Source organism: Actinokineospora sp. PR83, from assembly GCF_021056305.1.
GTDB lineage: Bacteria > Actinomycetota > Actinomycetes > Mycobacteriales > Pseudonocardiaceae > Actinokineospora > Actinokineospora spheciospongiae.
Genome location: NZ_JAJCXD010000032.1, coordinates 14015 through 39369, shown reverse-complemented (window position 1 = coordinate 39369; position 25355 = coordinate 14015). Strand labels below are relative to the sequence as shown.

Annotated in this window: 25 protein-coding genes; 12 read left to right on the top strand and 13 right to left on the bottom strand. The window is 73.8% G+C overall.

Annotation, left to right across the window (positions count from 1 at the left end):
- Nucleotides 1-8 precede the first annotated feature (8 nt).
- A complete protein-coding gene (locus L6E12_RS11500; protein ID WP_236227877.1) occupies nt 9-452 on the bottom strand; it encodes an STAS domain-containing protein in 444 nt (147 codons plus the stop codon).
- A gap of 180 nt (nt 453-632) precedes the next feature.
- Nucleotides 633-1532, bottom strand: a complete 900-nt coding sequence (locus L6E12_RS11495; RefSeq protein WP_304523871.1) for an SDR family oxidoreductase — start codon at nt 1530-1532, stop codon at nt 633-635.
- Between the two features lie 264 nt (nt 1533-1796).
- Between L6E12_RS11495 and L6E12_RS11490 the strand changes: the two genes are divergently transcribed.
- From L6E12_RS11490 to L6E12_RS35360, 5 genes are all read left to right on the top strand, one after another.
- On the top strand, nt 1797-2594 hold the full coding sequence (locus L6E12_RS11490) for a hypothetical protein (RefSeq protein ID WP_236227876.1): 798 nt from the start codon (nt 1797-1799) through the stop codon (nt 2592-2594).
- Complete coding sequence (locus L6E12_RS11485) at nt 2591-3031, top strand: phage holin family protein (protein ID WP_236227875.1); 441 nt, start codon at nt 2591-2593, stop codon at nt 3029-3031. Before L6E12_RS11490 ends, L6E12_RS11485 begins: the two co-directional genes overlap by 4 nt.
- Nucleotides 3007-3645, top strand: a complete 639-nt coding sequence (locus tag L6E12_RS11480; protein ID WP_236227874.1) for a DUF3618 domain-containing protein — start codon at nt 3007-3009, stop codon at nt 3643-3645. Before L6E12_RS11485 ends, L6E12_RS11480 begins: the two co-directional genes overlap by 25 nt.
- A 226-nt stretch (nt 3646-3871) precedes the next feature.
- Complete coding sequence (locus tag L6E12_RS11475) at nt 3872-4393, top strand: DUF1360 domain-containing protein (RefSeq protein ID WP_236227873.1); 522 nt, start codon at nt 3872-3874, stop codon at nt 4391-4393.
- A gap of 135 nt (nt 4394-4528) precedes the next feature.
- Nucleotides 4529-5461, top strand: a complete 933-nt coding sequence (locus L6E12_RS35360; RefSeq protein ID WP_308074698.1) for an MSMEG_6728 family protein — start codon at nt 4529-4531, stop codon at nt 5459-5461.
- On the opposite strand, the gene L6E12_RS11465 is transcribed toward L6E12_RS35360, so the two are convergent.
- Entirely contained in the window at nt 5462-7075 is a 1614-nt protein-coding gene (locus tag L6E12_RS11465; protein ID WP_236227872.1) for an FAD-dependent oxidoreductase, read from the bottom strand. It lies immediately after the preceding gene.
- 98 nt (nt 7076-7173) lie between these two features.
- Between L6E12_RS11465 and L6E12_RS11460 the strand changes: the two genes are divergently transcribed.
- A complete protein-coding gene (locus tag L6E12_RS11460; protein WP_236227871.1) occupies nt 7174-8013 on the top strand; it encodes a carotenoid biosynthesis protein in 840 nt (279 codons plus the stop codon).
- Complete coding sequence (locus L6E12_RS11455) at nt 8010-9131, top strand: glycosyltransferase family 2 protein (RefSeq protein WP_236227870.1); 1122 nt, start codon at nt 8010-8012, stop codon at nt 9129-9131. Before L6E12_RS11460 ends, L6E12_RS11455 begins: the two co-directional genes overlap by 4 nt.
- Nucleotides 9132-9234: 103 nt before the next feature.
- Here L6E12_RS11455 and L6E12_RS11450 read toward each other — a convergent pair whose 3' ends face one another.
- The gene (locus L6E12_RS11450; RefSeq protein WP_236227869.1) at nt 9235-9891 is read right to left on the bottom strand and encodes a CDP-alcohol phosphatidyltransferase family protein; all 657 of its coding nucleotides are present in this window, start codon (nt 9889-9891) and stop codon (nt 9235-9237) included.
- A 132-nt stretch (nt 9892-10023) separates the two neighbouring features.
- Here L6E12_RS11450 and L6E12_RS11445 point away from each other — a divergent pair, with 132 nt between their 5' ends.
- Together L6E12_RS11445 and L6E12_RS11440 are read left to right on the top strand one after the other, a co-directional pair.
- Nucleotides 10024-10869 carry a YhjD/YihY/BrkB family envelope integrity protein gene (locus L6E12_RS11445; RefSeq protein WP_236227868.1) on the top strand — a complete coding sequence of 282 codons (846 nt, stop codon included), beginning with the start codon at nt 10024-10026 and terminating at the stop codon, nt 10867-10869.
- A gap of 41 nt (nt 10870-10910) precedes the next feature.
- A complete protein-coding gene (locus tag L6E12_RS11440; protein ID WP_236227867.1) occupies nt 10911-11957 on the top strand; it encodes a DUF5914 domain-containing protein in 1047 nt (348 codons plus the stop codon).
- 483 nt (nt 11958-12440) lie between these two features.
- Here the strand turns inward: L6E12_RS11440 and L6E12_RS11435 are convergent, their stop codons facing one another.
- The 7 genes from L6E12_RS11435 to L6E12_RS11405 all read right to left on the bottom strand — a co-directional run bounded on the left by L6E12_RS11435 (nt 12441) and on the right by L6E12_RS11405 (nt 18860).
- Nucleotides 12441-13160, bottom strand: coding sequence for a class I SAM-dependent methyltransferase (locus tag L6E12_RS11435; RefSeq protein ID WP_236227866.1), 720 nt, complete (start codon nt 13158-13160; stop codon nt 12441-12443).
- Between the two features lie 35 nt (nt 13161-13195).
- A complete protein-coding gene (locus L6E12_RS11430) occupies nt 13196-14158 on the bottom strand; it encodes a phytoene/squalene synthase family protein (protein WP_236227865.1) in 963 nt (320 codons plus the stop codon).
- The gene (gene crtI / locus L6E12_RS11425) at nt 14155-15633 is read right to left on the bottom strand and encodes a phytoene desaturase family protein (RefSeq protein ID WP_236227864.1); all 1479 of its coding nucleotides are present in this window, start codon (nt 15631-15633) and stop codon (nt 14155-14157) included. The genes L6E12_RS11430 and crtI overlap by 4 nt, the downstream gene beginning before the upstream one ends.
- A gap of 67 nt (nt 15634-15700) precedes the next feature.
- A complete protein-coding gene (locus tag L6E12_RS11420) occupies nt 15701-16807 on the bottom strand; it encodes a polyprenyl synthetase family protein (RefSeq protein ID WP_236227863.1) in 1107 nt (368 codons plus the stop codon).
- A 10-nt stretch (nt 16808-16817) separates the two neighbouring features.
- Nucleotides 16818-17336: a hypothetical protein gene (locus tag L6E12_RS11415; RefSeq protein WP_236227862.1), complete on the bottom strand. Its 519-nt coding sequence runs from the start codon at nt 17334-17336 to the stop codon at nt 16818-16820.
- Nucleotides 17337-17451: 115 nt separating this feature from the next.
- Nucleotides 17452-18150, bottom strand: coding sequence for a methyltransferase (locus tag L6E12_RS11410; protein ID WP_236227861.1), 699 nt, complete (start codon nt 18148-18150; stop codon nt 17452-17454).
- A 200-nt stretch (nt 18151-18350) separates the two neighbouring features.
- Nucleotides 18351-18860 carry a DUF2231 domain-containing protein gene (locus L6E12_RS11405; RefSeq protein WP_236227860.1) on the bottom strand — a complete coding sequence of 170 codons (510 nt, stop codon included), beginning with the start codon at nt 18858-18860 and terminating at the stop codon, nt 18351-18353.
- 136 nt (nt 18861-18996) lie between these two features.
- Here L6E12_RS11405 and L6E12_RS11400 point away from each other — a divergent pair, with 136 nt between their 5' ends.
- Together L6E12_RS11400 and L6E12_RS11395 are read left to right on the top strand one after the other, a co-directional pair.
- Nucleotides 18997-21468: a molybdopterin oxidoreductase family protein gene (locus tag L6E12_RS11400; RefSeq protein WP_236227859.1), complete on the top strand. Its 2472-nt coding sequence runs from the start codon at nt 18997-18999 to the stop codon at nt 21466-21468.
- On the top strand, nt 21465-21947 hold the full coding sequence (locus L6E12_RS11395; protein WP_236227858.1) for a hypothetical protein: 483 nt from the start codon (nt 21465-21467) through the stop codon (nt 21945-21947). Before L6E12_RS11400 ends, L6E12_RS11395 begins: the two co-directional genes overlap by 4 nt.
- A 17-nt stretch (nt 21948-21964) precedes the next feature.
- Here the strand turns inward: L6E12_RS11395 and L6E12_RS11390 are convergent, their stop codons facing one another.
- Nucleotides 21965-22528: a hypothetical protein gene (locus L6E12_RS11390; RefSeq protein ID WP_236227857.1), complete on the bottom strand. Its 564-nt coding sequence runs from the start codon at nt 22526-22528 to the stop codon at nt 21965-21967.
- 132 nt (nt 22529-22660) lie between these two features.
- On the opposite strand from L6E12_RS11390, the gene L6E12_RS11385 reads away from it, so the two are divergent.
- Complete coding sequence (locus L6E12_RS11385) at nt 22661-23239, top strand: TetR/AcrR family transcriptional regulator (RefSeq protein ID WP_236227856.1); 579 nt, start codon at nt 22661-22663, stop codon at nt 23237-23239.
- Nucleotides 23240-23278: 39 nt separating this feature from the next.
- Here the strand turns inward: L6E12_RS11385 and L6E12_RS11380 are convergent, their stop codons facing one another.
- Nucleotides 23279-24478: a YbdK family carboxylate-amine ligase gene (locus tag L6E12_RS11380; RefSeq protein WP_236227855.1), complete on the bottom strand. Its 1200-nt coding sequence runs from the start codon at nt 24476-24478 to the stop codon at nt 23279-23281.
- Between the last annotated feature and the right edge of the window lie 877 nt (nt 24479-25355).

The window sequence follows — 25355 nt, the reverse complement described above, 5'->3', positions numbered from 1 at the left end:
GCCCCGACTCAGGTCCGGGAGCGGGTGGCGGGCGGTGGGGTGGCCGCTGCTCGGCCGGACGACCACGAGTCCACCTCCCGGACCGCGTCGGACAGGGAGTGGAACACCGGGATCCAGGTGTCGGCGCCGCTGATCCGCAGGACGCGCAGGGCGAGCCCGTCACCCGCCACCAGCGCCAGCGCGTGACCGCGGCGCTGCCGCTCCCCGGCCTCGCGCACGACCAGGCCCAGGCAGGCCGCCGAGAGCAGGTCGACCGAGGTCAGGTCGAGGATCACGGTCGGCTCGGCCACGTCGCCGAGGACGTCCCGGAGGAGCTGCTCGGCGGTCAGGTCCAGGTCGCCCCGGAGCAGGACTACGCCGATGTCCGGGCGGTACGCGACCACCCGGGCCGCTGCGGCGTCCTCGCACGGGGACAGTGCCGCACGCGCGGTCACCGCTCGGGCGCTGGGCATGCCGACGGTGCTCTTGCGGGCGCGACCACGCGCCGCCGGTCTCTCGGTATCAACTGGTACCACGCAGGGGTATGTACCCCCGAATGGTGGACGTCAAGCCCTCGGGGGAGTGAGGCGGTTCATCGGAGGTGGGAAAGCACCCGACACGCGTATTCCCCCACCCCCGATCGGACCACTGGCTCAGGTGATCGGCTGGCCGCCGGTCACCGCGAGTACCTCACCGGTGACGTAGCTCGACTCCTGCGAGGCGAAGAACACGAACGGCGGCGCCAGCTCGGCGGGCTGGGCCGCGCGGCCCAGGGGCGTCTGACCGCCGAAGGAGGACACCTTCTCCGCGGGCATGGTGGCCGGGATCAGCGGTGTCCAGACCGGTCCGGGCGCGACGCTGTTGACCCTGATCCCCTTGCCCGCGAGGTCCTGGGCCAGGCCCTTGGTGAAGTTGACGATCGCGCCCTTGGTCGTGGCGTAGTCCAGCAGCTCCGGCGACGGCTGGAACGCCTGGATCGAGGACGTGGTGATGATGCTCGACCCCGGGCGCAGGTGCGGCACGGCGGCCTTGCACAGCCAGAACATGGCGTACAGGTTGGTCTTGAGGACCCGGTCGAACTGCTCGGTGGTGATGTCGAGCAGGCCGCCCTCCTGGGCCATCTGGTAGGCGGCGTTGTTCACCAGCACGTCGATCCCGCCCAGTTCGCGCACCGCCTCCGCCACGATCCGCCCGCACTGCTCCTCCTCGCGGACGTCACCGGGGGCCAGCACCGCCTTGCGGCCCGCGGCCCGGACCAGCTCCGCGGTCGCCTCGGCGTCGCGCTGCTCCTCGGGCAGGTAGGACAGCAGGACGTCGGCGCCCTCCCTGGCGAAGGCGATCGCCACAGCCCGGCCGATGCCGGAGTCCCCGCCGGTGATGATCGCCCGGCGGCCGGTGAGCCTGCCGCTGCCGCGGTAGGACTCCTCCCCGTGGTCCGGCTTCGGCGACATGCCCGCCCCGCTGCCGGGGTGCTCCTGCTCCTGCCCCCGCTGCTCGTCCGGTCGGGGGTACTGGGTGCGCGGGTCCTGCTGTGCGTACTGGTCCTGTGCCATGTTCCCTGTGCTCCTCCTCGGTTTGGCACCGGGATAACCAGGCGGCGCCCGGGTCAACCATCGGCCCGCGGGGCTCACCCGACCCCAATCGATCGGGGGAGAAATGCATGAAAGCCGCACCAGCGGGAATCACCCCAGCACTTCGCACACCGCATCCCATCCACGAGGGCGCGGCCCCGACCGGGGAGCGAGCCGGACGGCTCCCCGCATCGGCGCGTTTCGACCGCAGTGTGGGCTGCACCCGTGAAATCGAGGAGGAAGCCAGTGGACCAGTACCCAGCGCAGTCCGGTTACGGACAGGACGGTCGGTCGACCGACGGCGCGGGCGGTGTGTCCGAACGGGCCGCCGACGCGGCGTCCACGGTCAGGGAATCCGGCGCGCAGGTCGCGGGCACCGCCAAGGACCGGCTCGGCGACGTCGTGTCCGAGACCAGGGACCAGGCGGGCAACCTGATCAGCGAGGCGCAGCAGCGCCTCAACGAGGAGGCCCGCAAGCAGACCGGTCGGGCGGGCGAGGTCCTGCGGACCTGGGTCGACGACCTGTCCGCGATGGCCGAGCGGTCCGATTCGGACTCCCCGGCCAAGTCCCTGGTGATGCAGGTTTCCCAGCAGGGCAAGCAGTTGGCCGACCGGCTGGAGAACGGCAGCCCGGACGAACTGCTCAACGAGGTCCGCGCCTTCGCCCGCCGCAGGCCGGTGGCGTTCCTGTTCGGCACGGCCCTCGCCGGGTTCGCCGTCGGCAGGCTCGCCAAGGGGCTCAGCGCCACCAGTGACAACGGCTCCGACAGGGTCACCCCGAGCACTCCCGCCGCGCAGCCCACCGGGGCCCGCCACGCCGCCGCGCCGGAGTACGGCGCGCAGCCGTACGAGCAGAGCGCCTACGTGCCGCCGCAGCCCGGCGCCCCGTCGCCGTACGACGTGAACACCCCGCCCATGGGCGTTCCCGGCAGCCCGCAGTACGCCGCGCCCACCACCGGCTACGGCACCCCCGACCCCGGGTACTCCACGCCGGGCACCGGCTACTCCATGCCGCCCGCCGGGACCGAGGGGAGGCGGCAGTGACCGACCCGTACGCGCGGACCGGCGCCCACGCGGTGGGCGCCGACCCGGCCGGGCCCGGCGCCGAGCCGAGCCTCGGTGAACTGATCAGCGAGATCACCTCGGACATGACCCGCCTGCTGCGCCAGGAGATCGAGCTGGCCAAGGTGGAGATGAAGGCCGAGGCGCGCAAGGCGGGCCGGGCGGCCGGGATGCTCGGCGGCGCGGGCTTCGCCGGGTACATGGTGGCGCTGCTGCTCAGCTTCGCCGTCGCCTACGGACTGTCCAACGTGATGGACCTCGGCTGGGCCACCCTGCTGGTGGCCGTGGTGTGGGGGATCGCGGGGGCGCTGCTGTTCCTGCGCGGTCGCTCCGCCATGCGCGAGGTCAACCCCAAACCCGAGCAGACGATCGAAACCCTCAAGGAGGACGCGGCATGGGTACGACACCCGACCAGCTGAGGCAGGGCATCGAGCAGACCAGGGCGGAGCTGACCCACGACGTCGACCGCCTGGTGGACCGCACGAGCCCGGGCCGCATCGTCAACCGCCGGGTGGACCGCGCCCGCGGCGGACTGCGCCGGATGAAGGACAGGGTGATGGGCGTGGCGGACGAGTACACCCCGGGGGATGGCCCCGGCGGCACGGTGGACGTCGTGCGCGACCAGGCCCACCAGGTCGCGGAGTCGACCCAGCACGCCGCCCACCAGACCGCCGAGGCGGTCAAGGCCACACCGGACGCCATCAAGCGCCAGACCCAGGGCAGCCCGCTCGCCGCGGGCCTGGTCGCCTTCGGCGTGGGCCTGATCGCTGCTTCGCTGGCCCCCGCGACCAAGGTGGAGAAGCGCGCGGCCGTCCAGGTCCGCGAGCAGACCCAGGACCTGGTGGAGCCGCTGCGCCAGACCGCAACCGAGGTCGCCAAGAACGTCGGCGGCGACCTGCGCGACTCCGCGCAGCAGGCGGTGGAGCAGGTCAAGGGCACCGCGACCGAGGCGGCGCAGGACGTGCGCGAGACGGCCCAGTCCAGCGCGGCGGACGCCAAGTCCGGTGTGCGGCAGGCCGCGACCGGCGGCTGACCCCCGGCGCCCACCGCGATCCGGTTCGCCGGTGGTGCTTGAGCTTTCGCCAAGGCCCGACCACGTGAAAGTGGTCGGGCCTTGGCGATGTGAGACCACTCTTCCGGGTGACCTGTTGGGTGGACCGCTGATCGGGTCTTGCTGTCGGTGCTCAGAACACCACGCTTCCGGGCACGAGCAACGCGCGCTTGGTGTCGGCGCGGGCGAAAGTGGGCATACCGGCCGGGTGAGCATCACCGACTCCATCAAGACAAAAGCGCTGACGATCCGCGCGCGCTACGACGTCAGCGGGGATCGCCCGTTGGCGGGCTACCTGTCCGCCATGGGCACCTACGCCGCCACGGTCGGGGGACTTGTCTTGATCGGACGGGGGACGGGCGCCCGCCTGCCGGAGCGCTACGCCGTGAAGGACATCGCCCTGTCCGCCATCGCCGCGCACAAGGCCAGCAGGATGCTCACCAAGGACGCCATCACGAGCCCGCTGCGGGCGCCGCTGACGAGCTTCGAGGGGTCGGCCGGGGCGGGTGAGGTGAACGAGAGCGTCACCGCAGAAGGCCACAGCCACGCCCTCGGCGAGCTGTTGACCTGCCCGTTCTGCGCCGCCGTCTGGGCGAGCACCGCCCTGCTGGGCGGGCTGGTCGTCGCCCCCAGGAGCGCCCGCCTCGTCGCGGTCGGCCTGACGGTCGTCACCGGCGCGGACCTGCTGCACCTGCTCTACGACTGGCTGAAGCGCACCGCCGAGGGCTGATCGCGCGAAGACGGTCCGCATCGAGCCCACCCCCGGTGCGGACCACCGCACCGAGAACGAGAGGACCACGCAGTGCGCCCCACCGCGCCACCACTCCCACCCCGCCCCAGCCGGGTCGCTCGGACCTGACCGCCCGTGCAGACGTTCCTCCCGCACCCCGACTTCACCGCCAGCGCCGCCACCCTCGACCGGGGCAGGCTCGGCAAGCAGCGGGTGGAGACGGTGCAGATCCTGCGCGCCCTCGTGTGGCCGGTCTACGGCTGGAAGAACCACCCGGCCGTGGCCATGTGGCGCGGCTTCACCCCCGCCCTGACGCTCTACGGCCTGGCCGTCTGCGAGCGGTGGACTGCGCTGGGCCACGCCGATTCCGTCTCCGCCCAGTTGCTCGCCTTCACCGGCGGCGAGGTGCCCGACCCGCACGACCTGGCAGCCACGGGCCAACTCCCCCCGTGGCTGGGCAACCCCGACCTGCACCTCAGCCACCAGTCCGCCCTGCTGCGCAAGGACCCGGCGCACTACCGGCCGCTGTTCGGCGACGACGTGCCCGACGACCTGCCCTACAGTTGGCCGCTGCCCGCCTACCCGCGCTGGCCGGTGCGGCGCGGCCACGGCGATCCCCTCACCACCCTCGCGGCGTCCGACCTGCTCGGGATCGACCCCGACCCGGCCGAGGCGGACCTCCTGTGGCGGGTGCAGGAGGGGGAAGCGGTGGTGCTGGGCGGGAACGACCCGGCGCGCAGGCGGTCAGTCGCCCTGCTGGCCGGGTTGTGCCTGCCCGGTCGCGCCGCCTGGATCACCCCGGCCCCCCTGCCCGAACTCACACCCGTGGACCTGACCGCCGTCCCGGACCCCCACCACGGCACCGGCAGGCAACCCGACCCGGCAGCCCTGGCGGCGATGGCAGCGGAGACCGAGGTCCCGCCCGACGTCGTGTTCCTCCGCGCGGGCACCAACCCGCCGCCCGACACCGGGTTGGTCGTGCGGGAGCAGGGGAGCGAGCTGCACCTCTCACCCCAGCCCCAGGTCAACCGCTCCCGGCATCCGGGGCGTGCGGGGATCCAGGGCTGATCAGGCCGTGGCCACCCCGGGGTCTGCGTGCACCTCGACCCGGGGCGCCTCCGTCCTGCGCGCCCGGCGAGCCCCCTGGCGCAACACCGAGGAACGGCCCCGGTTGGGCACCGTCCACAGGTCGTGCCCCTGGACCCCCCACCCGCCGAGCAGCGCGTTCGCGGCCAGGAACCCGGTGGTGGCGGCCCGTTCCATCAACGCCACCGGCAGCTCCACCCGCACCAGGTCACCAGCGAGCACCACCGTGGGGTCCGATGTGGACACGGCAGGCCGATCGGCGAAGGTCCCCGGGGCGAACAGCGGGCAGTCGTCCCGCAGCACGTGCTCGGTGTGCAGCGCCGTGGCACCGCGCAACTCCGGGTACACCGCCTCAGCCTCGGCGAGCAGCGCGGGAACCACCTGGTCGAGATCCGCGTCCTGTTCGAGCGCGTAGGCGTGCAGCTCGACCACCGAGCCACCGGTCCGCTCCCGCCACGCGGCCGACTCTCCCTCGAAGCAGTCGAGCACGCTGATGTTGTCCAGGTAGCGGTACCCGCTGGTGCCCAGGAACGCCGCGCGGTCCTGGCGGGCCGGGCGGTCGAGCCAGAACCGGCTCACCAGGAACGGCGGCGCCGTGCGCAACCCGGCGATCCGCTGCCGCCACCCCGGGTCGCCCAGGTCGGTGGACCGCTCGACCAGCCCGCGCAGCCCGGCGGTGTCGGCGGCCAGCACCACCGCGTCGAACTCGCCGTCGAGCGCGGTCGACGCCCGCACCCGGTGGCGGCGCTCCCGGCCGCGCCCCACCGACTCCACCTCGACCCCCGTGCACACGGTGGCCCCCAACCCGGTCAGGTACGCGCGCAGCGGGCCCCACAGCGTGGTCGGGTACGGGTCGCTGGGCACGTCGAACAGCAGGCCCTCGCTGGAGCCCAGGAAGTAGATGTGGAACATGGTGGCCAGCTCCGCCGCCGACAGGGCGCCGGGGTGGGCGAAGAAGCTGCGGGAGAACACCTCGAACGCCAGGTGCCGCGCCGCCTCCGGGAAGGCGATGTCGCGCAGGAACGTGTCCGCGTCGACGGCGTCCAGCGCGTCGTAGATCCCCGGCACCGACACGTCGAACAACTGCGCCGCCGCGGCCGGGTTCATCCGCACCAGGTCGCGCGCGGTGAAGGTCTCGCTGCGCAGCACGAACGACGCCACGTTCCACGGCGGGGTCAGCGGCAGCCCGGCGAAGCTCTCCGCGGTCCCGTTGTCGTGGCGCAGCGGGTAGTCGGCGACCGGGCGCAGCACGGCCAGGTCCGGGTCCACCCGGCGCAGGAGCGCGCGCAGGTTGTAGTACTGGCGGAAGAAGGCGTGGAAACCGCGGGTCATGGTGGCGGGGGAGCCGTCGGCGTGGGTGCCGGTCCACCCGGTGACGCGACCGCCGAGGTCCGGCTCGCGCTCCAGCAGGGTCACCGCCACCCCGCGCTCGGCCAGGCCCACCGCGGCGCTGACCCCGGCGATCCCGCCGCCGACGACCGCGACCCTGGGCCGCCGGTCGAGGTGGCCGGTGTCCGGCCTGCCCGCGGGACCGGGAATCCTTGTGGCGGAACGGTCCCGCCCCGGGGTCGACGACGAGGACCACAACGGCAGCATGCCCCAGAGTCTGGCGCAGCCGCGCACCCCCTGCCGGATGAACCGGCGGTCGGTCGGTCACCGTGCCGCGCGGCGGTCGGCCCCCTAGGCTCGACGCCATGTTCGTCTCGCGCGGCACCGGCCGGCCGCCCACCCCCGTCCGCGCGCGGGTCCTGCCCGTGGCGGCGGCGGTGCTGGGCGCGGCGTCGGTGCTGTGCCAGATCCTCTACTCCCGGACCGACCCCGGCCAGCGCATCCCGTGGACGATCCTCACGGTGGTGGCCTTCGCCGCCGCCTCCGCCCTCGACGCCGCCGCCCGCCAGGGCGTTCGGGGGGTGCTGGCGCTGCTCGGCTTCGCCGGGGTCGGCGGCCTCGCCGTGGAGGTCCTGGGCAGCCACACCGGGTTCCCGTTCGGCGAGTACGCCTACCGCGGCGACCTCGGGTGGTCGGTGGCGGGCGTGCCGCTGGTGGTGCCGCTGGCCTGGGTGATGATGGCCTGGCCCGCCCTGCTGGTCGGCCGAACCCTGGTCGGGGGCCGCCGGTGGTGGGCGGTGGCGCTGGTGGGCGGCTGGGCGCTGGCGTCCTGGGACGTGTTCCTCGACCCGCAGATGGTCGACGCCGGGCACTGGTCCTGGGCCTCGCCGACGCCCGCGCTGCCGGGGGTCGATGGCATCCCGCTGACCAACTTCGCCGGGTGGCTGGTGGTCGCGGTCACCATGGTCGCCCTGCTGCACCGGTCGCTGCCGCAGCGCCCGACCGACGTCGACCTGCGGGTGGGGCCCGCGCCGCTGCTGTACCTGTGGACCTACGGGTCCTCGGTCTGGGCGCACGCGTTCTTCTTCGGCAGGCCGTGGGTCGCCCTGGTCGGCGGGGTGCTGATGGGCGCGGTCGCGCTCCCGTTCGCCCGGTCGGTGTGGCGGCAGGGGGTCGCGCTCGCGGCCGCCCGGCGGCGCCGGTGAGGGCACCGTGGACCACCGCGGCCGCCGCCGTGGCCGTGGGCAGCGCCGTGCACTCGGTGGTCAACGCCAGGCTGATGCGCTCCGCGCCCACCGACCCGCCACCCTGCACCGAGCGCGTGTCGGTGCTGCTCCCGGTGCGCGACGAGGCCCACCGGGTCGAGCCGACGCTGCGCTCCCTGCTGGCCCAGCGCGGGGTCGCCGACCTGGAACTGCTGGTCCTGGACGACGGCTCCACCGACGGCACCGCCGACGTGGTCCGCGCGGTCTGCGGGGCCGACCCCCGGGTGCGCCTGCTGACCGGCACCCCGCCACCCGACGGCGTGCTGGGCAAGCCGAACGCCTGCGCCCAGCTCGCCGCCGAGGCCACCGGGGACGTGCTGGTCTTCGTCGACGCCGACGTGGTCTTCGCCGAGCAGGCGGTCGCGTCCGCGGTGTGGTCCCTGCGCTCGGCCGACCTGGACCTGGTCTCCCCGTTCCCGCGCCAACTCGCCGACGGCTGGGGACCGAGGCTGGCGCAGCCGCTGTTGCCGTGGTCGCTGGTGGTGTCGCTGCCCATGCGCGTGGCCGAGAGGTCCACCCGCCCCTCCCTGGCGGCGGCCAACGGCCAATTCCTCGTGGTCGACGCCGCCGCCCTCCGCCGCTGCGGTGGCTGGGCCTCGGTGGCCGACGCCGTCCTCGACGACATGGCCTTGGCCCGCCGAGTGCGACTCAGCGGCGGTCGCACCGCGGCGGTCGACGGCAGCGCCGTCGCCGAGTGCCGGATGTACGAGGACTGGGCCCAGCTCCGCGACGGCTACACCAAGTCCCTGTGGTCGGCCACCGGGTCACCACTGGCCGCCGCGGTGTTCGCCCTGGTGTTCGGCTGGCTGTACCTGCTGCCCCCGGTCGCCGCGCTCTTCGGTTCCCGCGCCGGGCTGGTGGGCTACCTGGCTGCCGTGGCCAGCCGCGCCGTCGCCGCCCGCCGCACCGGCGGCCGGGTGTGGCCGGACGCCTGGGCCCACCCGGCCTCGGCGGGGGTGGTGCTGGTCCTCCTGCACCGCACCTGGCGCGGCAGGCGCGCGGGAACCCTGGAGTGGAAGGGCCGCCCGATCACCGGCCGACGACTGGCGGCGCGGTGAGCGGCCGTCCCCCTCGCCCGAACCCGGCTGCCGCTCTCACCGGGTCCACGGCCGAGGTGCGCCGGGTCGGGTGGGCGCCGGGCCGCACCGCCGTGCCGCGTGCTCAGCGCGACTCGCCGGTCCGGGCGGGAGGCGAATCCTGTTCGGGCCAGGGGAGTCCGCGGAGGGCGGCGGTGATGCCGATCGCCAACTGGACCAAACCCACGACCGAGACACCGAGCCACAGCACCACGCCCACCACCGCCCACGACCACCCCGACCCCGGCGCCCCACCGGGGAACGCACCGGCCCCCGCCGCGATCACCGCCGTCACGATGACGCGCGTCGGCCGCTCGGCCACCGTCACCACGCCCGCGCCGGTCATGCCCACCCCCTGGGCGCGCGCCCTGGCGTACTCGTGCACGAACACCGCCGCCGCGATCACCGCGCACCACAGCGGGTCGGCGCCCAGCGCCAGCAGGACCGCCACAAAACCCAGGTCCCCCAAGCGGTCCGCCACGGCGTCCACCACCGCCCCCAGCGGCCGGGCCCGGCCGGTGATCAGCGCCACCGCCCCGTCGAGGCCGTCGAGCAGGCCGGTGAGGACCACCAGCAGCACCGCCACCAGCGGCCACCGCCCACCCAGGGCCGCCACCGCGACAGCGCCCCAGGCGGTCAGCACGCCCAGCGCGGACAGCGCGTCCGGTGACACCCGCCGCAGCGGGTGGGCACAGCGGTGCACCAGCCGCAGCCAGCCGACCGCCAAGGCGTTCCCGGACACGTCAGTACCGTGCAACCGAGACCAACCAGCGACCGCTTCCTCGCGCTCGTCCACCCGTGTTCCTCCCCACCGAGACCGCATCACCGTACGGCGTGGTGGTGGGGGCGCGCTGAGAACGGGTACGCACCGCCCATGACCGCCCCGGTGTTCCCCACCACCCGAGTGCTCGACCGGTCGCGCCGCGTCGTCCGCCACGCCCTGCGTGCCCTGCGCGGGCGGGACCTGTCGCTGTGGACCGCCGGGTTGACGTTCTTCGCCTGCATCGCCGCGATACCGGTGCTGCTGCTCGCCCTGCGCGGCGCGGCCCTGCTGACCTCCGACCGGTTCACCGTGGATGGTGTCTCCGCGCTGGTCGAGGCGCTGCCCGACGCCCACGACGGTCGGGAGGGGTTGCGGGAGCTGGTGGCGGCGGCGCTGGGCAGCCCGTGGTGGGTGCTGCTCGTCGCGCTGCCGCCCGCCACCTTCTACGGCGAGGGGCTGCGCCGAGCCATGCGGCAGGTCGCCCACTCCCCGCCGGGGGCGCTCGTGGGGTGGAAGGGGCGGTTCGGCTTCCTGCCGATCGTGGTGCTGAGCCCGGTGCTGGTGGTGCTGCTGCTGGTCACCGCCCCGGCCGTCGCCCCGCTGTACACCGGGGGCGGCGCGGGCCCGGTGTGGGGGGTGATCGCGACCTTCCACGTGGACTGGTTGGTGGTCTCGGTGTGCCTGTCGGTCGTGTATGTGGTGCACTCGCCTGCGGAACTCCCCGCGCTGACCGCGCTCGCCTGCGGGTTCGCGACGGGGGCGGTGGTGTCGGGTTTCCTGCACGGCTTCCTGCTGTTCCTGAGCTTCCCGCTCGACTGGTCGGTGCCCTTCGGGGGCATCGCCACGGCGGGGGAGGCGGTGGCCCTGGCGCTGTGGCTGTACCTGCTGCACGTGCTGGTGCTCCTGGGCTACCGGGTCGCCCTCAGCGTGCAGGCCACGCGGCAGGCGGCGCAGTGAGGTCGGCGGGACCGCGAGGTTCGACGGAGGAGGAACAGAGGATGTCCATGCTCGACGCGCTGCGCGACCGGTGGCCGGACGCGGTGCCGGTGCGCCCGCTGGCCCGGCGGTCCTGGTCCCGGCAGCACCCGACGTTCCGGGAGGCCAAGCCCGCCCTGATCGACGCCGCCGCCGCCCGCGCCGCCGCCCGCCCGTCGGGCAACTGGTTCGTCTTCGCCGCCAGCACCGACATCCGCCCCGACCGTCCCTTCGGAACGCACGTCGGACCGGTCGAGCTGGTCGCCTGGCGCGACGCCGGAGGTGGGTTGGTGGTCGGCCCGGGCGCCTGCCCGCACCTGGGGGCACCGCTGGCCGAGGGCAAGGTGGAGTGCGGCACCCTGCGCTGCCGCTGGCACGGCATGCCCCTGGACCGAGAGGGCGGCTTCGGCTGGAGCCCCCTACCCGCCCACGACGACGGCGTCCTGGTCTGGGTCCGCCTCGACCGGCTGGGCGGGGAAACCCCGCTGCCCGCCCCGGTCCTGCCCGAACGCCCCGACCCCGCCGTCGCCATCGCCGCAGTGGCCACCGCCACGGGCACCTGCGAACCCGGCGACATCATCGCCAACCGGCTCGACCCCTGGCACGGCTCCTGGTTCCACCCGTACGCCTTCGCCCGCCTCACCGTCGAACACGCCCCCGGCCCGGACGTGGTCGAAGAAGCCGACGACCGGTTCCTGGTGGACGTCACCTACCTGCTCGGCGCCCGCCTGGGCGTCCCGGTCCGCGCGGAGTTCCACTGCCCGGAACCCCGCACGGTCGTCATGCGCATCACCGCCGGGGAAGGCATCGGCAGCGTGGTCGAAACCCACGCCACCCCACTGCCCGACGGCCCCGACGGCCGCGCCCGGACCTCGGTCATCGAGGCGGTCATCGCCACCTCCGACCGCCCCGGCTTCACCACCGCCACCCGCGTGGCCCCACTCCTGCGCCCCCTGATGCGCTGGGGCGCCGCCCGCCTCTGGCGCGACGACCTCGCCTACGCCGAGCGCCGCTACGCCCTGCGCACCACAACCGAACCAGCACCCCAACTGACCCCACACCACGGCTGATCCGACCGCCTACCCGGCCACCCGGCCGGGTAGGCAAACCCCCTTGGCCGAAGGCGAAATCGCCCACCCCCGAAGACCACTAGCCACCCGATCACCAGCCACGCCAAACCTCACCGGCGCAGCAACAACCAGCCACCCCGAACCTCACCGGCGCAGCCACAAGCAGCCGACCTAAGACCTCGCTGGCGCAGCGACAACCAGCCACCCAGGACCTCACCGGCGCAGCGACAGCCAGCCGCCCCCGAAACCGCAGGCCCGGCTGCCCAACTGCCCGGGTGGGTGGATGTGTTTGGGTGGGGGTGGCGATCATGTGCAAGCCTGCCTGGGCTGTGGGGCATCCCTTCAGCCCCACTCGGTCGCACTGGGCACATGATCGCCATAGGGGCCCCACCCAAACACATCCACCCAGCCGGGCACCCACACCAAACGACCGGCTTTCACACCAAGCCCCGGCTTCGAAGACACGGCCAAGCAGCCGGACGCTCAAGGCCGAGCGATGAAGGTGTACTCGATCCCCTTCTGCCACCCCCCGGCGCTGGTCGCGTGCACCTCCCCGAACCCCGCCCGCCGCAACCGCCCACTGAGCCCCGCAGCGTCGTCGAACTCGTTCACACTCCGCCACAGGTGCCGGTACAGCGTCGCGTCACCCCCGCGCACCCGTCCCATCGGGATGATCACCGACCAGCACACCGCGTTCCACCGCACCCGGGCCGCCGCGTCCGCCCCGCGCACGTACTCGTGCACCCCGAGCACACCCCCGGCGTGCAGCAGCCCGCGCAACGTCACCAGCGCCGCGTCCGGGTCGGCCAGGTTGCGCAGCAGGTAGGCCGCGAACACCGCGTCGAACGTCCCCGAGATCGGCGCGTCCGGCAGGTCCTCGACGCTGGAGTGCACGAAGTTCACCGTGTCCGGCCAGTCCTTCTTCCGCGCCTCGGCCAGCATCTCGCCGGACGCGTCGACGCCGACGATCTCCGCTTGGGGGGCGACCCGCAGCAGTGCCGCGGTGGAGGCGCCGGTGCCGCAGCCGACGTCGAGGACGCGCAGGCCCGCGCCGCCGTCGGGCAGGCCCAGTGCCTCGGCGGAGGCCAGCAGGTGTTCGTGGTAGCCGGGGTTGCTGCCCACGAGCCGGTCGTAGGTGCCCGCGGCGGCGTCGAACGCCCCCGGTACCTCGGCGTGGGTCAGCGGACTGCGCGAGCGGCTCATCTACAGCTCCTGGTTCTCGGTTCGGTGGTGCGCCATCAGGCCGTGTCCAGCCGTGGTGACACGCCAGGCCGGCCCGCGCCCTGGCGGGCCCACCAGGCCCGGGCCAGCGCGGTGCCCGCCACCCGGGCCCGCTGCGGCCCCGGCACGGTGGCGCGGGCGGCGAAGACGTCGTGGTCCTGCTCGGCGATGCGGTCGAGGATGCCGGAGTAGAGCACCAGCGCGGTGTCCACGCACGGCCGCGACACCGGGTCCAGCATCGGGATGCCCGCCGCGGCCACCCGGTAGACGCCGCGGATCACCGCCGCCTGGTGGATGACCGCGCGGCGGACCGCGTCGTCGGTGCGGCCCCGGTCGCGGCACCACTGCAACCGGTCGCGGTCCACGCCGAACGACTCCAGTTCGTCGGCGGGCAGGTACACCCGGCCGCGGTCGAGGTCCTCGCTGACGTCGCGCAGGAAGTTGGTGAGCTGGAACGCCTCGCCCAGGGCCGCCGCGTGCGGGGCGGCCTCCTCGCGGGGGACGACCGTGCCCAGCACCGGCAGCACCTGCAACCCGATGACCTCCGCAGAGCCGTGCACGTACTCGGCCAGCGCAGCCCGGTTCGGGTAGTCGGTGACGTGCAGGTCCATCCGCATGGAGTGCAGGAACGCGGTGAACAGCTCTGGTTCCAGCCGGTACCGGCGGGCGGTGTCGGCCACCGCGGCCACCACCGGGTGCGCCGAGGTGCCGCTCGCCAACCCCTCGGTGATCAGGTCGGCGGCGGCGTCGAGGTCGCGGGCCGGGTCCACCGGGCCGGGGCCGGGTTCGTCCACCAGGTCGTCGGTCCACCTGGCGAAGCCGTAGAGGGCGTGCACCGCCGAGCGCCGGTCGCGCGGCAGCAGCCGGGTGGCCAGGAAGTAGGTGCGCCCGTGGCGGGCGTTGAGCGCCCGGCAGCGCCGGTAGGCCAGGCGCAGCGACTCGTCGGTGATGCCCGCGGCGTCGAGTTCGCGCGCGCTCATCGGGAACCGGTGACCCGGTCGGCGGCCAGCCTCCCCGACACCAGGGCTGTGGGCACGCCCACCCCCGGCACCGTCCCCGACCCGGCGAGCACCGCGTTCTCGCTGTAGCGGGGGAAGTTCGACGGGCGGAACGGCCCGGTCTGGGTCAGCGAGTGGGCGTAGCTGAACGGCGTGCCCGCGGTCAGGCCCCTGGCCGCCCAGTCGGTGGGCGTCACCGTGTGCACCGCCTCCACCGAGGCGGCCAGCCCGGGGAAGAGCCTGCGCTCGGCCACGGACACCACCTCCTCGACGTAGGCCTTGCCGTCGCGTTCCCAGTCCACCCGTCCCACCTCCAGGTTCGGCACCGGCGCCAGCAGGTACAGCAGGTCGCGGTCCGGGGGCGCCAGCCCGGGGTCGGACGCGGTCGGCCGGGTGATCAGCAGCGACGGGTCGCTCATGGTGGTGCCCCGGCGGATGATCTCGTCGAAGGTGCCGCGCCAGGCCCCGCCGAAGGACAGCGAGTGGTGCGCGGTGTCCGGCCAGCGCGCCGTGGTCCCCAGGTGCACCACCACCGCCGACGGCGACGACCGCAGCCGGGTCGGCCTGCGCGGTGCCCGGCCGAGCAGCCGGTAGGCGGTGTTCGGCTCGGTCGCCAGCACCACCGCGTCGCACTCGAACCGCTCACCGGCCGCGGTCCGCACCGCGGTGACCCGGCCGCCGCGCCGCTCCAGGTGGTCGACCTCGCTGCCGTAGCGGTACTCCACCCCGGCGCTCACCCCGGCGGCGGCCAGCGCGTCCGGGACCGCCCGCATCCCACCGCGCGGGAAGTGCACACCCGCGACGGTGTCCATGTAGGCGATGACCCCGTAGACGCCGAGCGCGCGGTGCGGGGACTCGCCCGCGTAGAGGGACTGGAAGCTGAACACCCGCCGCAGCCGCTCGTCGGCCAGGAACCGCCCGACCGCCCGTTCCAGGCTGCCGAACCCGCCCATGGCCACCAGCCGGGCCAGCGTCGGGGTGAGCAGCGACAGCGGCGAGTCGAAGTTGGCCGCGATGAAGCGCTCGTACTCCACCTCGTAGAGCCTGCGCAGCCACCGCCGCAGCCGCAGGTACCCCACCGCCTCCCCGGGACCGGCGAAGGAGCGCACCGCCTCGGTCATGGCGGCCTCGTCGCTGTGCACGTCCAGCCGCGAACCGTCGGCGAAGTGCGCCCGGTAGGCCGGGGTCAGCGGCAGCAGGTCGAGCCGGTCGCGCACCGACTCGCCCACCGCCGCGAACGTCTCGTCGAGGATGTCGGGCATCGTCAGCACGGTGGGCCCGGTGTCCACCCGGTACCCGTCCACGTCGTGCCGCCCGGCCAGACCGCCGGGCACCCGGTCGCGTTCGAGCACCGTCACTTCCCGACCGCGCCCGGCCAGGTGCAGCGCGGCCGACAGCCCGGAGAGGCCGGCCCCGACCACCACCACCCGATCGGTCTTGCCGTTCACCACGCGCATGTGCCGTCCCCCATCGCCTTGTTCCCCGCCGTGCCGGTCGGACCCGTGCCGGTCCGGTCGATTGTCCTCACCGGCCGCGCTCGCCGCACGCGAGCGCCAGACCGGTCAGGTGGTCGCGGGCCACCGCCGGGATCGGGGCGGGCGCCAGCGCGGCCACCCCCCGGTGCAGCCGCTCGTCGATGAGCCGCTCGACCTCCGCGCGGGCCCCGGTGCCCTCGATCAGCCGCACCCAGCGCCGCAGCTCGGCCTCGTCGGCAGAGGCGCCGCCGCGCAGCCCGTCCAGCTCGCGGCGCTGCGCGGGGGTCGCCAGGTCGCGGGCCACGACGACCACGCTGGTGGCCTTGCCCGCCCGCAGGTCGTCGCCGAGGGGCTTGCCGGTGGTGGCCGGGTCGCCGAACACGCCGAGCAGGTCGTCGCGGAGCTGGAACGCCTCGCCGATCGCGTCGCCGTACTCGCCCAGCGCGCCGATGACCTCCTGGTCGCAGCCCGCCAGCTCCGCGCCCAGCTCCAGCGGCCTGCGCACCGTGTAGTGCCCGGACTTGGCCCGCGCCACGGCCAGCACCTCGCCGAGCGACGGCTCCTCGGCCACCTGGTTCACCAGGTCCCGGAACTGGCCCACGGCCAGCTCCGCGCGCAGCCAGTCGTAGCGGGGCAGCGCCCTGGTGACCGCGTCGGCGGGCAGCCCGCTCTCGCGCAGCATCTGCGCCGCCCACACCAGGCACAGGTCCGCCGCCAGCACCGCGGCCGACTCGCCGAACCGCTCCGCCGACCCGGCCAGCCCGCAGCGGCGGTGCCAGTCGGCGAAGCGCACGTGCGCGGCGGGCCTGCCCCGGCGGGTGGCCGACTCGTCCATGACGTCGTCCTGGATCAGCGCGAAGCAGTGCAGCAGTTCGGCGCTGGCCGCGGCGCGCAGCGCGGCCGGGGTCTCCGCGGCCCCGCACAGCCAGCCCGCCAGCACGAACGTCGACCGCAGGTACTTGCCCCGGCCGACGAAGTCGGTCAGCACCCGGCCGATCACCTCGGTCTCCCGGGTGAGGTGCTCGGCGGCCCGGCGGACGACGAAGTCGCGGACGTGGTCGGCGGCCTCCGCCCGGACCCGGCGGTGCCACCCCGGGAAATCCTCGTGCGCGGACCTGCGGACCGCCCTCGGTGCCGCCTCGCCGGTGAACCTCACAGAACCTCCGTCATGACCTGGTGCCGGTGCCCGCCCCGGTGCCGACCTCGCGCGCTTCGATGTGCTGGCGGAGCATCCGGGTCAACCCCCTCGGGTCGTCGACCCCGACCACAATCGTGCGGGGTCCGCGCCCTCCCCGCACGCCGTGTCGGAAGCGCACGCACACCACGTGGTCCCGGCCACACACCGCGGCGAGCAGCGCGGCGGCCACGGCGGCGAGGCCGCGCGGGCGCCCGCCCACCTCGGCCAGCAGGTCGCACGGCCTGCTCAGCCGCCACGGGCCCAGCCGCACCAGGACACGGCGGTCGTCCACCTCCACCCGCCCGTACAGCCCCAGCGCGCGCCCGAAAGCCGTCGTCGGGACCAACTCGAAGCGGCCGTGGTGGGCCCGGGCGTGCTCCTCGCGATCACCGTGCGGCCCCAGCCAACTCAGCTCGTTCCGCCGCGCCGGTGCGCCGCACCCCGGGTCGCCGCCCGCGCGCGTGTCGCGGTGCGGCGCACCCGGGGTGCGCTCGGTCCGTGAACCCATGCCCCGGTATACCCAGCGGGGATGGGGCAAACGACAACATCCCGGGCGTGGCGCCGATCATCGACCCGTTGGGGTGCTCATCTACCCGTTGGGGTCCGGGGCCCGCCCGATCGGGTCACGCCACGCGGTCGGCGCGCAGCACCGTGACGACCTCGGTGTCCTCGTCCGGTCCGATCAGGCCGCGCTCGCGCAGGTAGGGCGCGCGCTCGCGCATGACCGGGCCGAAGGGCACCCTGGTCCGGGACACGACCTCCGCGCGCAGCCCACCCGCCTGGAGCTGGCTGAGCGAGCGGGGCACGTCGGCGACCTCGGAGTGGACCAGCAGCAGGAAACCGCCCGGCCGCAGCAGCCCGGCCGCGGCGGGGCACAGCTCGTCGAGCACCGCCCGCCCGTCCGGGCCCGCGTCCCAGGCCCGGGTGGACGGCGTGGTGGGCCTCGGGCAAGGCACGTAGGGCGGGTTGGCCACCACCACGTCGTAGGGGCCCGATCCGACCACGCTGGACACGCCGCCGCGGCGCACCCGCACCGGGGCGCGGTTCAGCACGCCGTTGAGCCAGGCCGCGGCCAGCGCGCGCCGGGAGAGGTCCACGGCGGTGACCGACCCCGCGCCCGCCTTGGCGGCGGCCACGGCCTGCGCGCCGGTCCCGGTGCACAGGTCCAGGACCCGTGCGCCGCGGCGCACCCCCGCGGCGGCGATCGCGCGGGTCAACAACCTGGTGTCCTCCTGCGGCCGGTACACGCCGGGCAGTCGCAGCACCGCCGTGGGAAGACCCTCCGGCTCGAGCTCGTCGGGGGTGAGATCCATTGTGGTCATGGCCGTCTCCTATTTCGTCGCCCGGCGCTGTTTACCCCGCGGCGGCGTGGAGAAACACCCGCGTAACACCTCTCTCAACGAGAAGGCCAGGCGGGGCGAATTCCACAAAGGACAATCGAGGTCCGGACACCGGAACCGGCTCGCGCGCAACGTGGGGAAGCCCACTCGTCCCGCCGTGCAGGCCGTGGCCGGGCGTGTTATCAGCTCTCCCGGCGGACGCCCGCCCCCAGCACGTAGGCCAGGTGCCCGCCGAGGGCGCCGCCTGCGCTCATCGCGGTCAGGCCCAGCACCGACCAGGTCACCCCGGCCTTGCGGGCACCGCGCCGCCGCGCCCGGTACGACGCCAGGAAGCACGCGGTGGCCGTCGCGTTGGTCAGCGCGTGCAGCGCCCCCACCCGCCTGCCGCGCGGGTCGGTGACCGTGGCCAGTTCCACCAGCCCGGTCAGCACGGCGACGGGGGTGGCCGCGAGCCCGATGCCCACCAGCGTGCGGGCCGTGTCGTCGTCGTGCAGCAGGAAGTCGGCGACCGCCGCGGCCGTCCACGTGCCCACCGGCAGCGTGATGAGGATCGGGTGGACCGGGTGTCCGAGGAACCGCCCGCGCAGCACCCCCTCCACCGCCTCGGGCAGCCGAACCCGGCCGAGCAGGTCGGCCGTGCGGTCGAGGGCCCGCACCGATTCCACGGAGGACAGCAGATCACGAATCGCCATGGCCCCGACTTACCCGTTCCCGACCCGGCCAACCCGCCCCGGCTGCGGAGGTCATCCGACCGTGCGGCCGGGCTGCGTTTGACCCGCGCCGCGCCGGGTACCGCCACCGGGTCGGATCACCGGACGAGGAGGCGCCATGCCCAGCCGCGACGGGATCGCCGAGCCGTGGGGCACCAGGACGCCCTACGGGCCGGGGGAGCGGTGGCCGACGCGGGTGGACACCCGGCTCGCCGACGGGGTGAGCGCCGACGACGTCGACGACTGGGTGCCCACGGCCTCGGTGCTGCACTCCAACGGCGACGGCCTGCACCTCGCGGTCAAGGACGGCCGGGTGGTCGGGGTCCGCGGCCGGGCCGACGACCGGGTCAACCACGGCAGGCTCGACCCCAAGGACCTGTTCGCCTGGCAGGCCAACCGCTCCGCCGACCGGCTCACCACACCCCTGGTCCGCGACGGCGGCAGGCTGGTCGAGGCGAGCTGGGACGAGGCCATGGGGCGCGTCGTCGAGCACAGCCGGGCGCTGCTGCGCGACCGCGGCCCCGGCTCGATCGGCTTCCACACCAGCGGCCAGCTCTTCGCCGAGGAGTACTACACCCTCGCCGCCGTCGCCCACGGGGCGATCGGCACCAACCACGTCGACGGCAACACCCGGCTGTGCACCGCCACCGCCGCGGCTGCCCTCAAGGAGTCCTTCGGCTGCGACGGCCAGCCCGGCTCCTACACCGACGTCGACCACGCCGACGTCATCGCCCTGTTCGGCCACAACGTCGCCGAGACGCAGACCGTGCTGTGGTCCCGGATACTCGACCGGCTGGCCGGGCCGAACCCGCCGCTGCTGGTCTGCGTCGACCCGCGCACCACCGCCGTCGCCCGCGCCGCCACCGTCCACCTCGCCCCGCTGCCCGGCACGAACGTCGCCCTGATGAACGGGCTGCTGCACGAGGTCATCGCACACGGCTGGGTCGACCACGACTTCCTCGAACGGTCCACCGTGGGCTTCGCCGACCTCGCCGACCAGGTCCGGCAGTGGCCGCCCGAGCGGGCCGCGGCGACCTGCGGGGTGCCCGCCGAGCAGATCCGGGACGCCGCCCGCGTCCTCGGCGGCGCCCGGCGCCTGCTGTCCACCGTCCTGCAGGGCTTCTACCAGTCCAACCAGGCCACGGCCGCCGCGGTGCAGGTCAACAACCTGCACCTGCTGCGCGGCATGATCGGCAAGCCGGGCGCGGGCGTGCTCCAGATGAACGGGCAGCCCACCGCCGAGAACACCCGCGAGTGCGGCGCCGACGGCGACCTGGTGGGCTTCCGCAACTGGCACAACGACGCGCACGTGGCCGACCTGGCCGAGCTGTGGAACCTCGACGTGGACCGCATCCCGCACCACTCCCCGCCGACGCACCTCATGCAGATGCTGCGCTACGCGGAGAACGGCTCCCTGCGGATGCTGTGGGTCAGCGCCACCAACCCCGCCGTGTCCCTGCCCGAGCTGAGCCGGGTCCGGTCGATCCTCGGCCAGGACCGGCTGTTCCTGGTCGTGCAGGACATCTTCCGCACCGAGACCGCCGAGCTGGCCGACGTCGTGCTGCCCGCCGCGGCGTGGGGGGAGAAGACCGGCACCTTCACCAACGCCGACCGCACCGTGCACCTGTCCCGCCGGGCCGTCGACCCACCCGGGCAGGCCCGCCCCGACCTGGACATCTTCCTCGACTACGCCCGCCGCATGGACTTCCGCGACCGCGACGGCGCACAGTTCCCGCCGTGGCACGACCCGGAGTCGGCGTTCGCCGCCTGGCAGCGGGCGAGCGCGGGCAGGCCGTGCGACTACTCCGGGCTGGACTACGACATGCTCGCCGAACGCAGCGGCGTGCAGTGGCCGTGCAACGCCGAACACCCGGACGGCACCGAACGCCTCTACGCGGACGGCACGTTCTTCGCCGACCCCGACTACTGCGAGAGCTACGGGCGCGACCTGGTGACCGGCGCCCCGGTGGAGGCCACCGAGTACCGGGCCATGAACCCCGACGGCAAGGCCATGCTCAAGGCGGCCGACTACGTCCCACCGCACGAGCGCCCCGGCGAGGAGTTCCCGCTGTCGCTGATCACCGGTCGCACCGTCTACCACTTCCACACCCGCACCAAGACCGGTCGCACCCCCCAGCTGCGCGACGCCGCTCCCGAGGTGTGGGTGGAGGTCTCCGCCCCCGACGCCGAGGCCCACGGCATCGTTGAGGGCGATCTGGTCGAGGTGAGCACCCCGCGCGGCTCGGTCCGCGCCCACGCCCGCGTGTCCGCCATCCGGCCCGGCGTGCTGTTCCTTCCCTTCCACTACGGCTACTGGGACACCGAAGCACCACCGGAAGGCGACCGCGAGCACCACCGCGCGGCCAACGAGCTGACCATGACCGATTGGGACCCGGTGTCGAAACAGCCCCTCTTCAAGACCGCCGCCGCCGCGCTGACCCGGATCGCTGCGGGTGATCACCCCTCAGCCGCCCCCACCACCGGCGCGGCCACACCGCTCGACCCGACCGTTCCCGCCACCACGGGCGGCTCGGCCGCCACGGTCCAGGAAACCCACTCCGCGGAGCAGCCCACCGGCGGTGCCCGGTGAAGCTGAACCTCGTCCTGCGGGAACTGCACCGCGCCGAGACCGCGCTGGCCCGCAACCTCCGCCGGGCGGCCGAGCGGCACAAGGTGGAGCACGAGGTCCACCACGTCGCCCTCGACCTCGCCGAGTGGTCCGCGCGGCACGTCCGCGACCTCGCCGCCACCGCCCGCGGCCACGGCCTGAGCCTCGACGCCCACACCGCCGACCACCCCGGGCTGCCGGCCCCGCTGCGCACCACCATCAGCGAACTCGCCGTCCACCGCCCCGAGCCGGGCCTGCTCCTGCTGCGCGACCTCCGCGCCCTGCACCGCGCGACCGCGGGCCTGTCGGTCGACTGGGAACTGCTCGCCCAAGCCGCCCAGGCGGCGCGCGAACCGGACCTGCTCGCACTGGCCCAGCGCTGCCACCCGGACACCCTGCGCCAACTCAAGTGGACCAACGCCACGCTCAAGGTGCTCTCGCCGCAGATCCTGACAAGCTGACCGGGGGCGACCGGACCTCAGCCGCGGCGGTGCAGGCGGATCGCCGAGACCAGGAAGAAGACGCCGCCCAGCGTCGCGTACCCGGCAAGGGTCGTGAGCGACGCGTCCGCCCCGGCGGCCTGGAGGATGAAGCTCGTACCCGCGACGGCGGAGATGCCGCCGCTGAGGATCATCGCCCACTGGCCGCCGAGCCCGCGGCGCAGGACCGCGACGATGAGCTGCACGACGCCCGCGGTGATCGCCCAGGCACCCCACACCCGCAGCACGTCCGGGATGCCGGAGGTGACGGCGACGGCCAACCCGATGGCGGCGAGCAGGCTCAGCGCCATGGTGGCGTACAGCGGTGCCCGCGGTCGCGCGGTGCCCGAGGAGCGGAAGTCGACCACGGCCGCGGCGACGTCGAACAGCGGGTAGACCACCAGCAGGGCGGTGCTGAGCGGGGTGAGTGCCGAAGCGGTCAGCGCCACCAGAGCCGCCCAGACGACGGCGAAGCCGAATCGGGCGTAGTACAGGTTTCGCAAACCCGTGGTCGTGCCTGCGGCATCGGTCACGGGGGCATCGGTGTGGGTGGTGCTCGACATCGGAGTCCTCTTTCGGCCACATCAGGTGGATAGAACGATCGGTCTACTAAACCTTGGGGCACGGTGGCGACGCTGTCAAGACCGATCGTTCTGTCTGCTAACGTCGTGGCGGGATCTCGGAGGGAGAGGTGCATGTCGGAAGCGCGAGCGCGCCTGCTCGGCACGGCCAGCGGGCTGTTCTACGCCGAAGGGCTCCACTCCGTGGGCATCGACCGCATCATCGCCACCGCCGGGGTGACCCGGGCAACGCTGTACCGGCACTTCCCGAGCAAGGACGACCTCGTCGTCGCCTACCTGACCCTGGCCGACGAGGCGATCCGCGCGCGCGTGGACGCCGCGCGGGCGCGGGACGCGTCCCCCGACGACGTCATCCGGGCCGTCGGGCAGTCCATCGCCGACGACATCCGCGGCCCCGGCTTCCGGGGCTGCGCGTTCCTCAACGCCGCCGCCGAGTACCCCGACCCGGCCCACCCGGTCCACCGGGCGGTGCTCAGGCACCGGCAGTGGTTCCTGGCCACGACGGCCGAACTCTTCTCCGACACCGGGAAACCCGATGCGGAACCCGCCGCCCGGCACTTCGTGATGCTGCGCGACGGCGCCATGGCCGCGGGCTGCCTGACCGACCCGGAACCCATCTGCGCGACGTTCCTGCGCGGGGTCGAAGGACTCCTCGAATACCGCAGCGGTCTGGAACCCGATCGCTCCACCTGAGGCAGAGCGGCCACGGCTGTGATCACCGTGGCGCTCAGCTCACGTGGCCACGGCCGCACCGAGTCGGGCGATGGCGGCGCTCGGGTCTTCCAGCCCCGCGATGACGGAGTCGACCACGCGATCGACGCCCCCCGCGGTCAACGCGGCCCGCTGCCGGTCGGCGCCGGAACCGCCGCGGACGAGCACGTCGGCCGCGGCCGTGGTGAAGGCCAAGTCGCCCATGTCCTCCAGGGCGGGGCCGACCCGGTCCAGCAGGTCGGCCACTCGCTGCCGCCCGGTGCTGGGGGTTTCGCGCACCGGGTCGATGGCGGGCCCGGTCAACCCGTGCCGGGCCGCCGCCCAGACCGACGCCGCGGCCACCTGCGGGTCGAGCCGGGGTCCTTCGCGGCCCGCCGCCAGCTCGGTCAACGCCGTGCGGACCAGGGCGCGCGACAAGGCGACCTGGACCACCGCCTCCCAGGGCTCGACCACGGTGTCCGCTGCCCGCAGTTCCACCGTGGGGAGGTGCGCGGAAGGCCGGACCATCCAGAAGGTCATCCGGTCGTCCACGAGCACCCCCAGGTCGACCAGGCGGTCGACCTGCCGGTCGTGGTCGGCGGCCGAGGCGAACCAGGGCGGCAGCCCGAAACCGGGTAGCCGGGCCTGGTCGAGCACGCGGAGGCTGGCCTGCCGGTGGTCCCGCCCGTACCGCACCGCGGAGTTCGCCGACAGGGCCAGCAGCGTCGGCAGCCAGGGGGAGACGTGGTTGAGCACGGCGACCGCCGTGTCCCGGTCGCCGACCCCGACGTGCACGTGGCACCCGGACACCTGGTAGTCGCCGAACACCGGCCCGAACCGCTCGAAGATCTCCGCGAACCGCGGCCCGACCGAGCGCGCCGGTGCGGGGCTCTCGACGACCGGCACGCCGCACGCCGCCAGGCGCATCCCCAGCTCGGCAGCGGTCGCGGTGAGTGCTCGTCGCGCCTCGCAGACCTGGGACCCCACTTCGGTGAGCGTCCGGCACACGCCGCTGGCCGTCTCCACCTGGCTCTGCATCAGCTCCGCGTGCAGCGCGCCGCGGGTCAACCGCGCCCGCCCCAACACCTCGGCCGACCGGGGCGCGGGGAGCCCGGTCGCCTCGTCGAGCAGGAGGAACTCCTCTTCGATCCCGACCGTGACGCCGTCGTCCGCCTGGAAGGCCACCGCATCCCCCTGTTCGCGCATCCCCGCCCGGGGCGGCCGCAGGCGGAGTATTCCCAACTGGACTCCAACACAACCACTGGGCTGGGACCGGGTGTCCGGGTGGGGCTCCGGCAGCCGGATCCACGGCCACTCGCTGAAGCCGAAATCCCGGCCTCCCGGCCTACCTCGGAACTTGGTCGGAACAACTCGACCAAGCATCACTTTCCGGCCGGTGGTCTTTTGTTCGGCGCCCCGGGGGTTTCTTGATCCACCGCAGCGGCATTCCGGTGAGTTGGCGCTCCACTGATTTGCCTCCTGCGGTGGTAGCAGGCGCGGTGTGAGGGGGAAGTCAAAGTGCGGAAGCAGGATCCTGTGGTCGAACCGGTATTGGTGGTGTATACGCCCGGGGGCGCGTGGAACAATCGGAGAACCGGTTGTTTGCCCAAAATGAGCGCGGGCGCCCGGATGGTCTGAAACGACCATTGTGGAACCCCGTCGGGTGGGATGGTGTGGTCGGATGTATGGTTCTGCCGGTTTGTGTCGGGCGCCCGGGTGACCGGGGACTCCGCTGCGGCGAACGAACCTTTCCCCCGCCTGTTGAACCTCCCGCAGAGGGAGGCGCACTCGCGGGAAACGTCCCCCACCAGGTAAAATCGGAGTGTAGACACCATGAACTTCATCCAGTCGATCGTGACCCTGTTCCTCACCATCGGTGACATCAACATTTTCTGAAACCCTTTCCGGGTTCGGCGGGCTTCGGCCTGATCGACCGTCGGAACCGACCACGGCCACCTGGGCTCAGGTGGCCGTGGTTTTTTCGTGTTCTTGATGTGTGGACGGCTCTCCACCTGCGGTGGAGCAATTCGAGAAAATTTCCGCAGTGTTACACGTCACTTTCACCCGTCCGGTGTGTCGGGTTACCCCGAATGCCTGATTAAGTGACGCGGCGTATCAC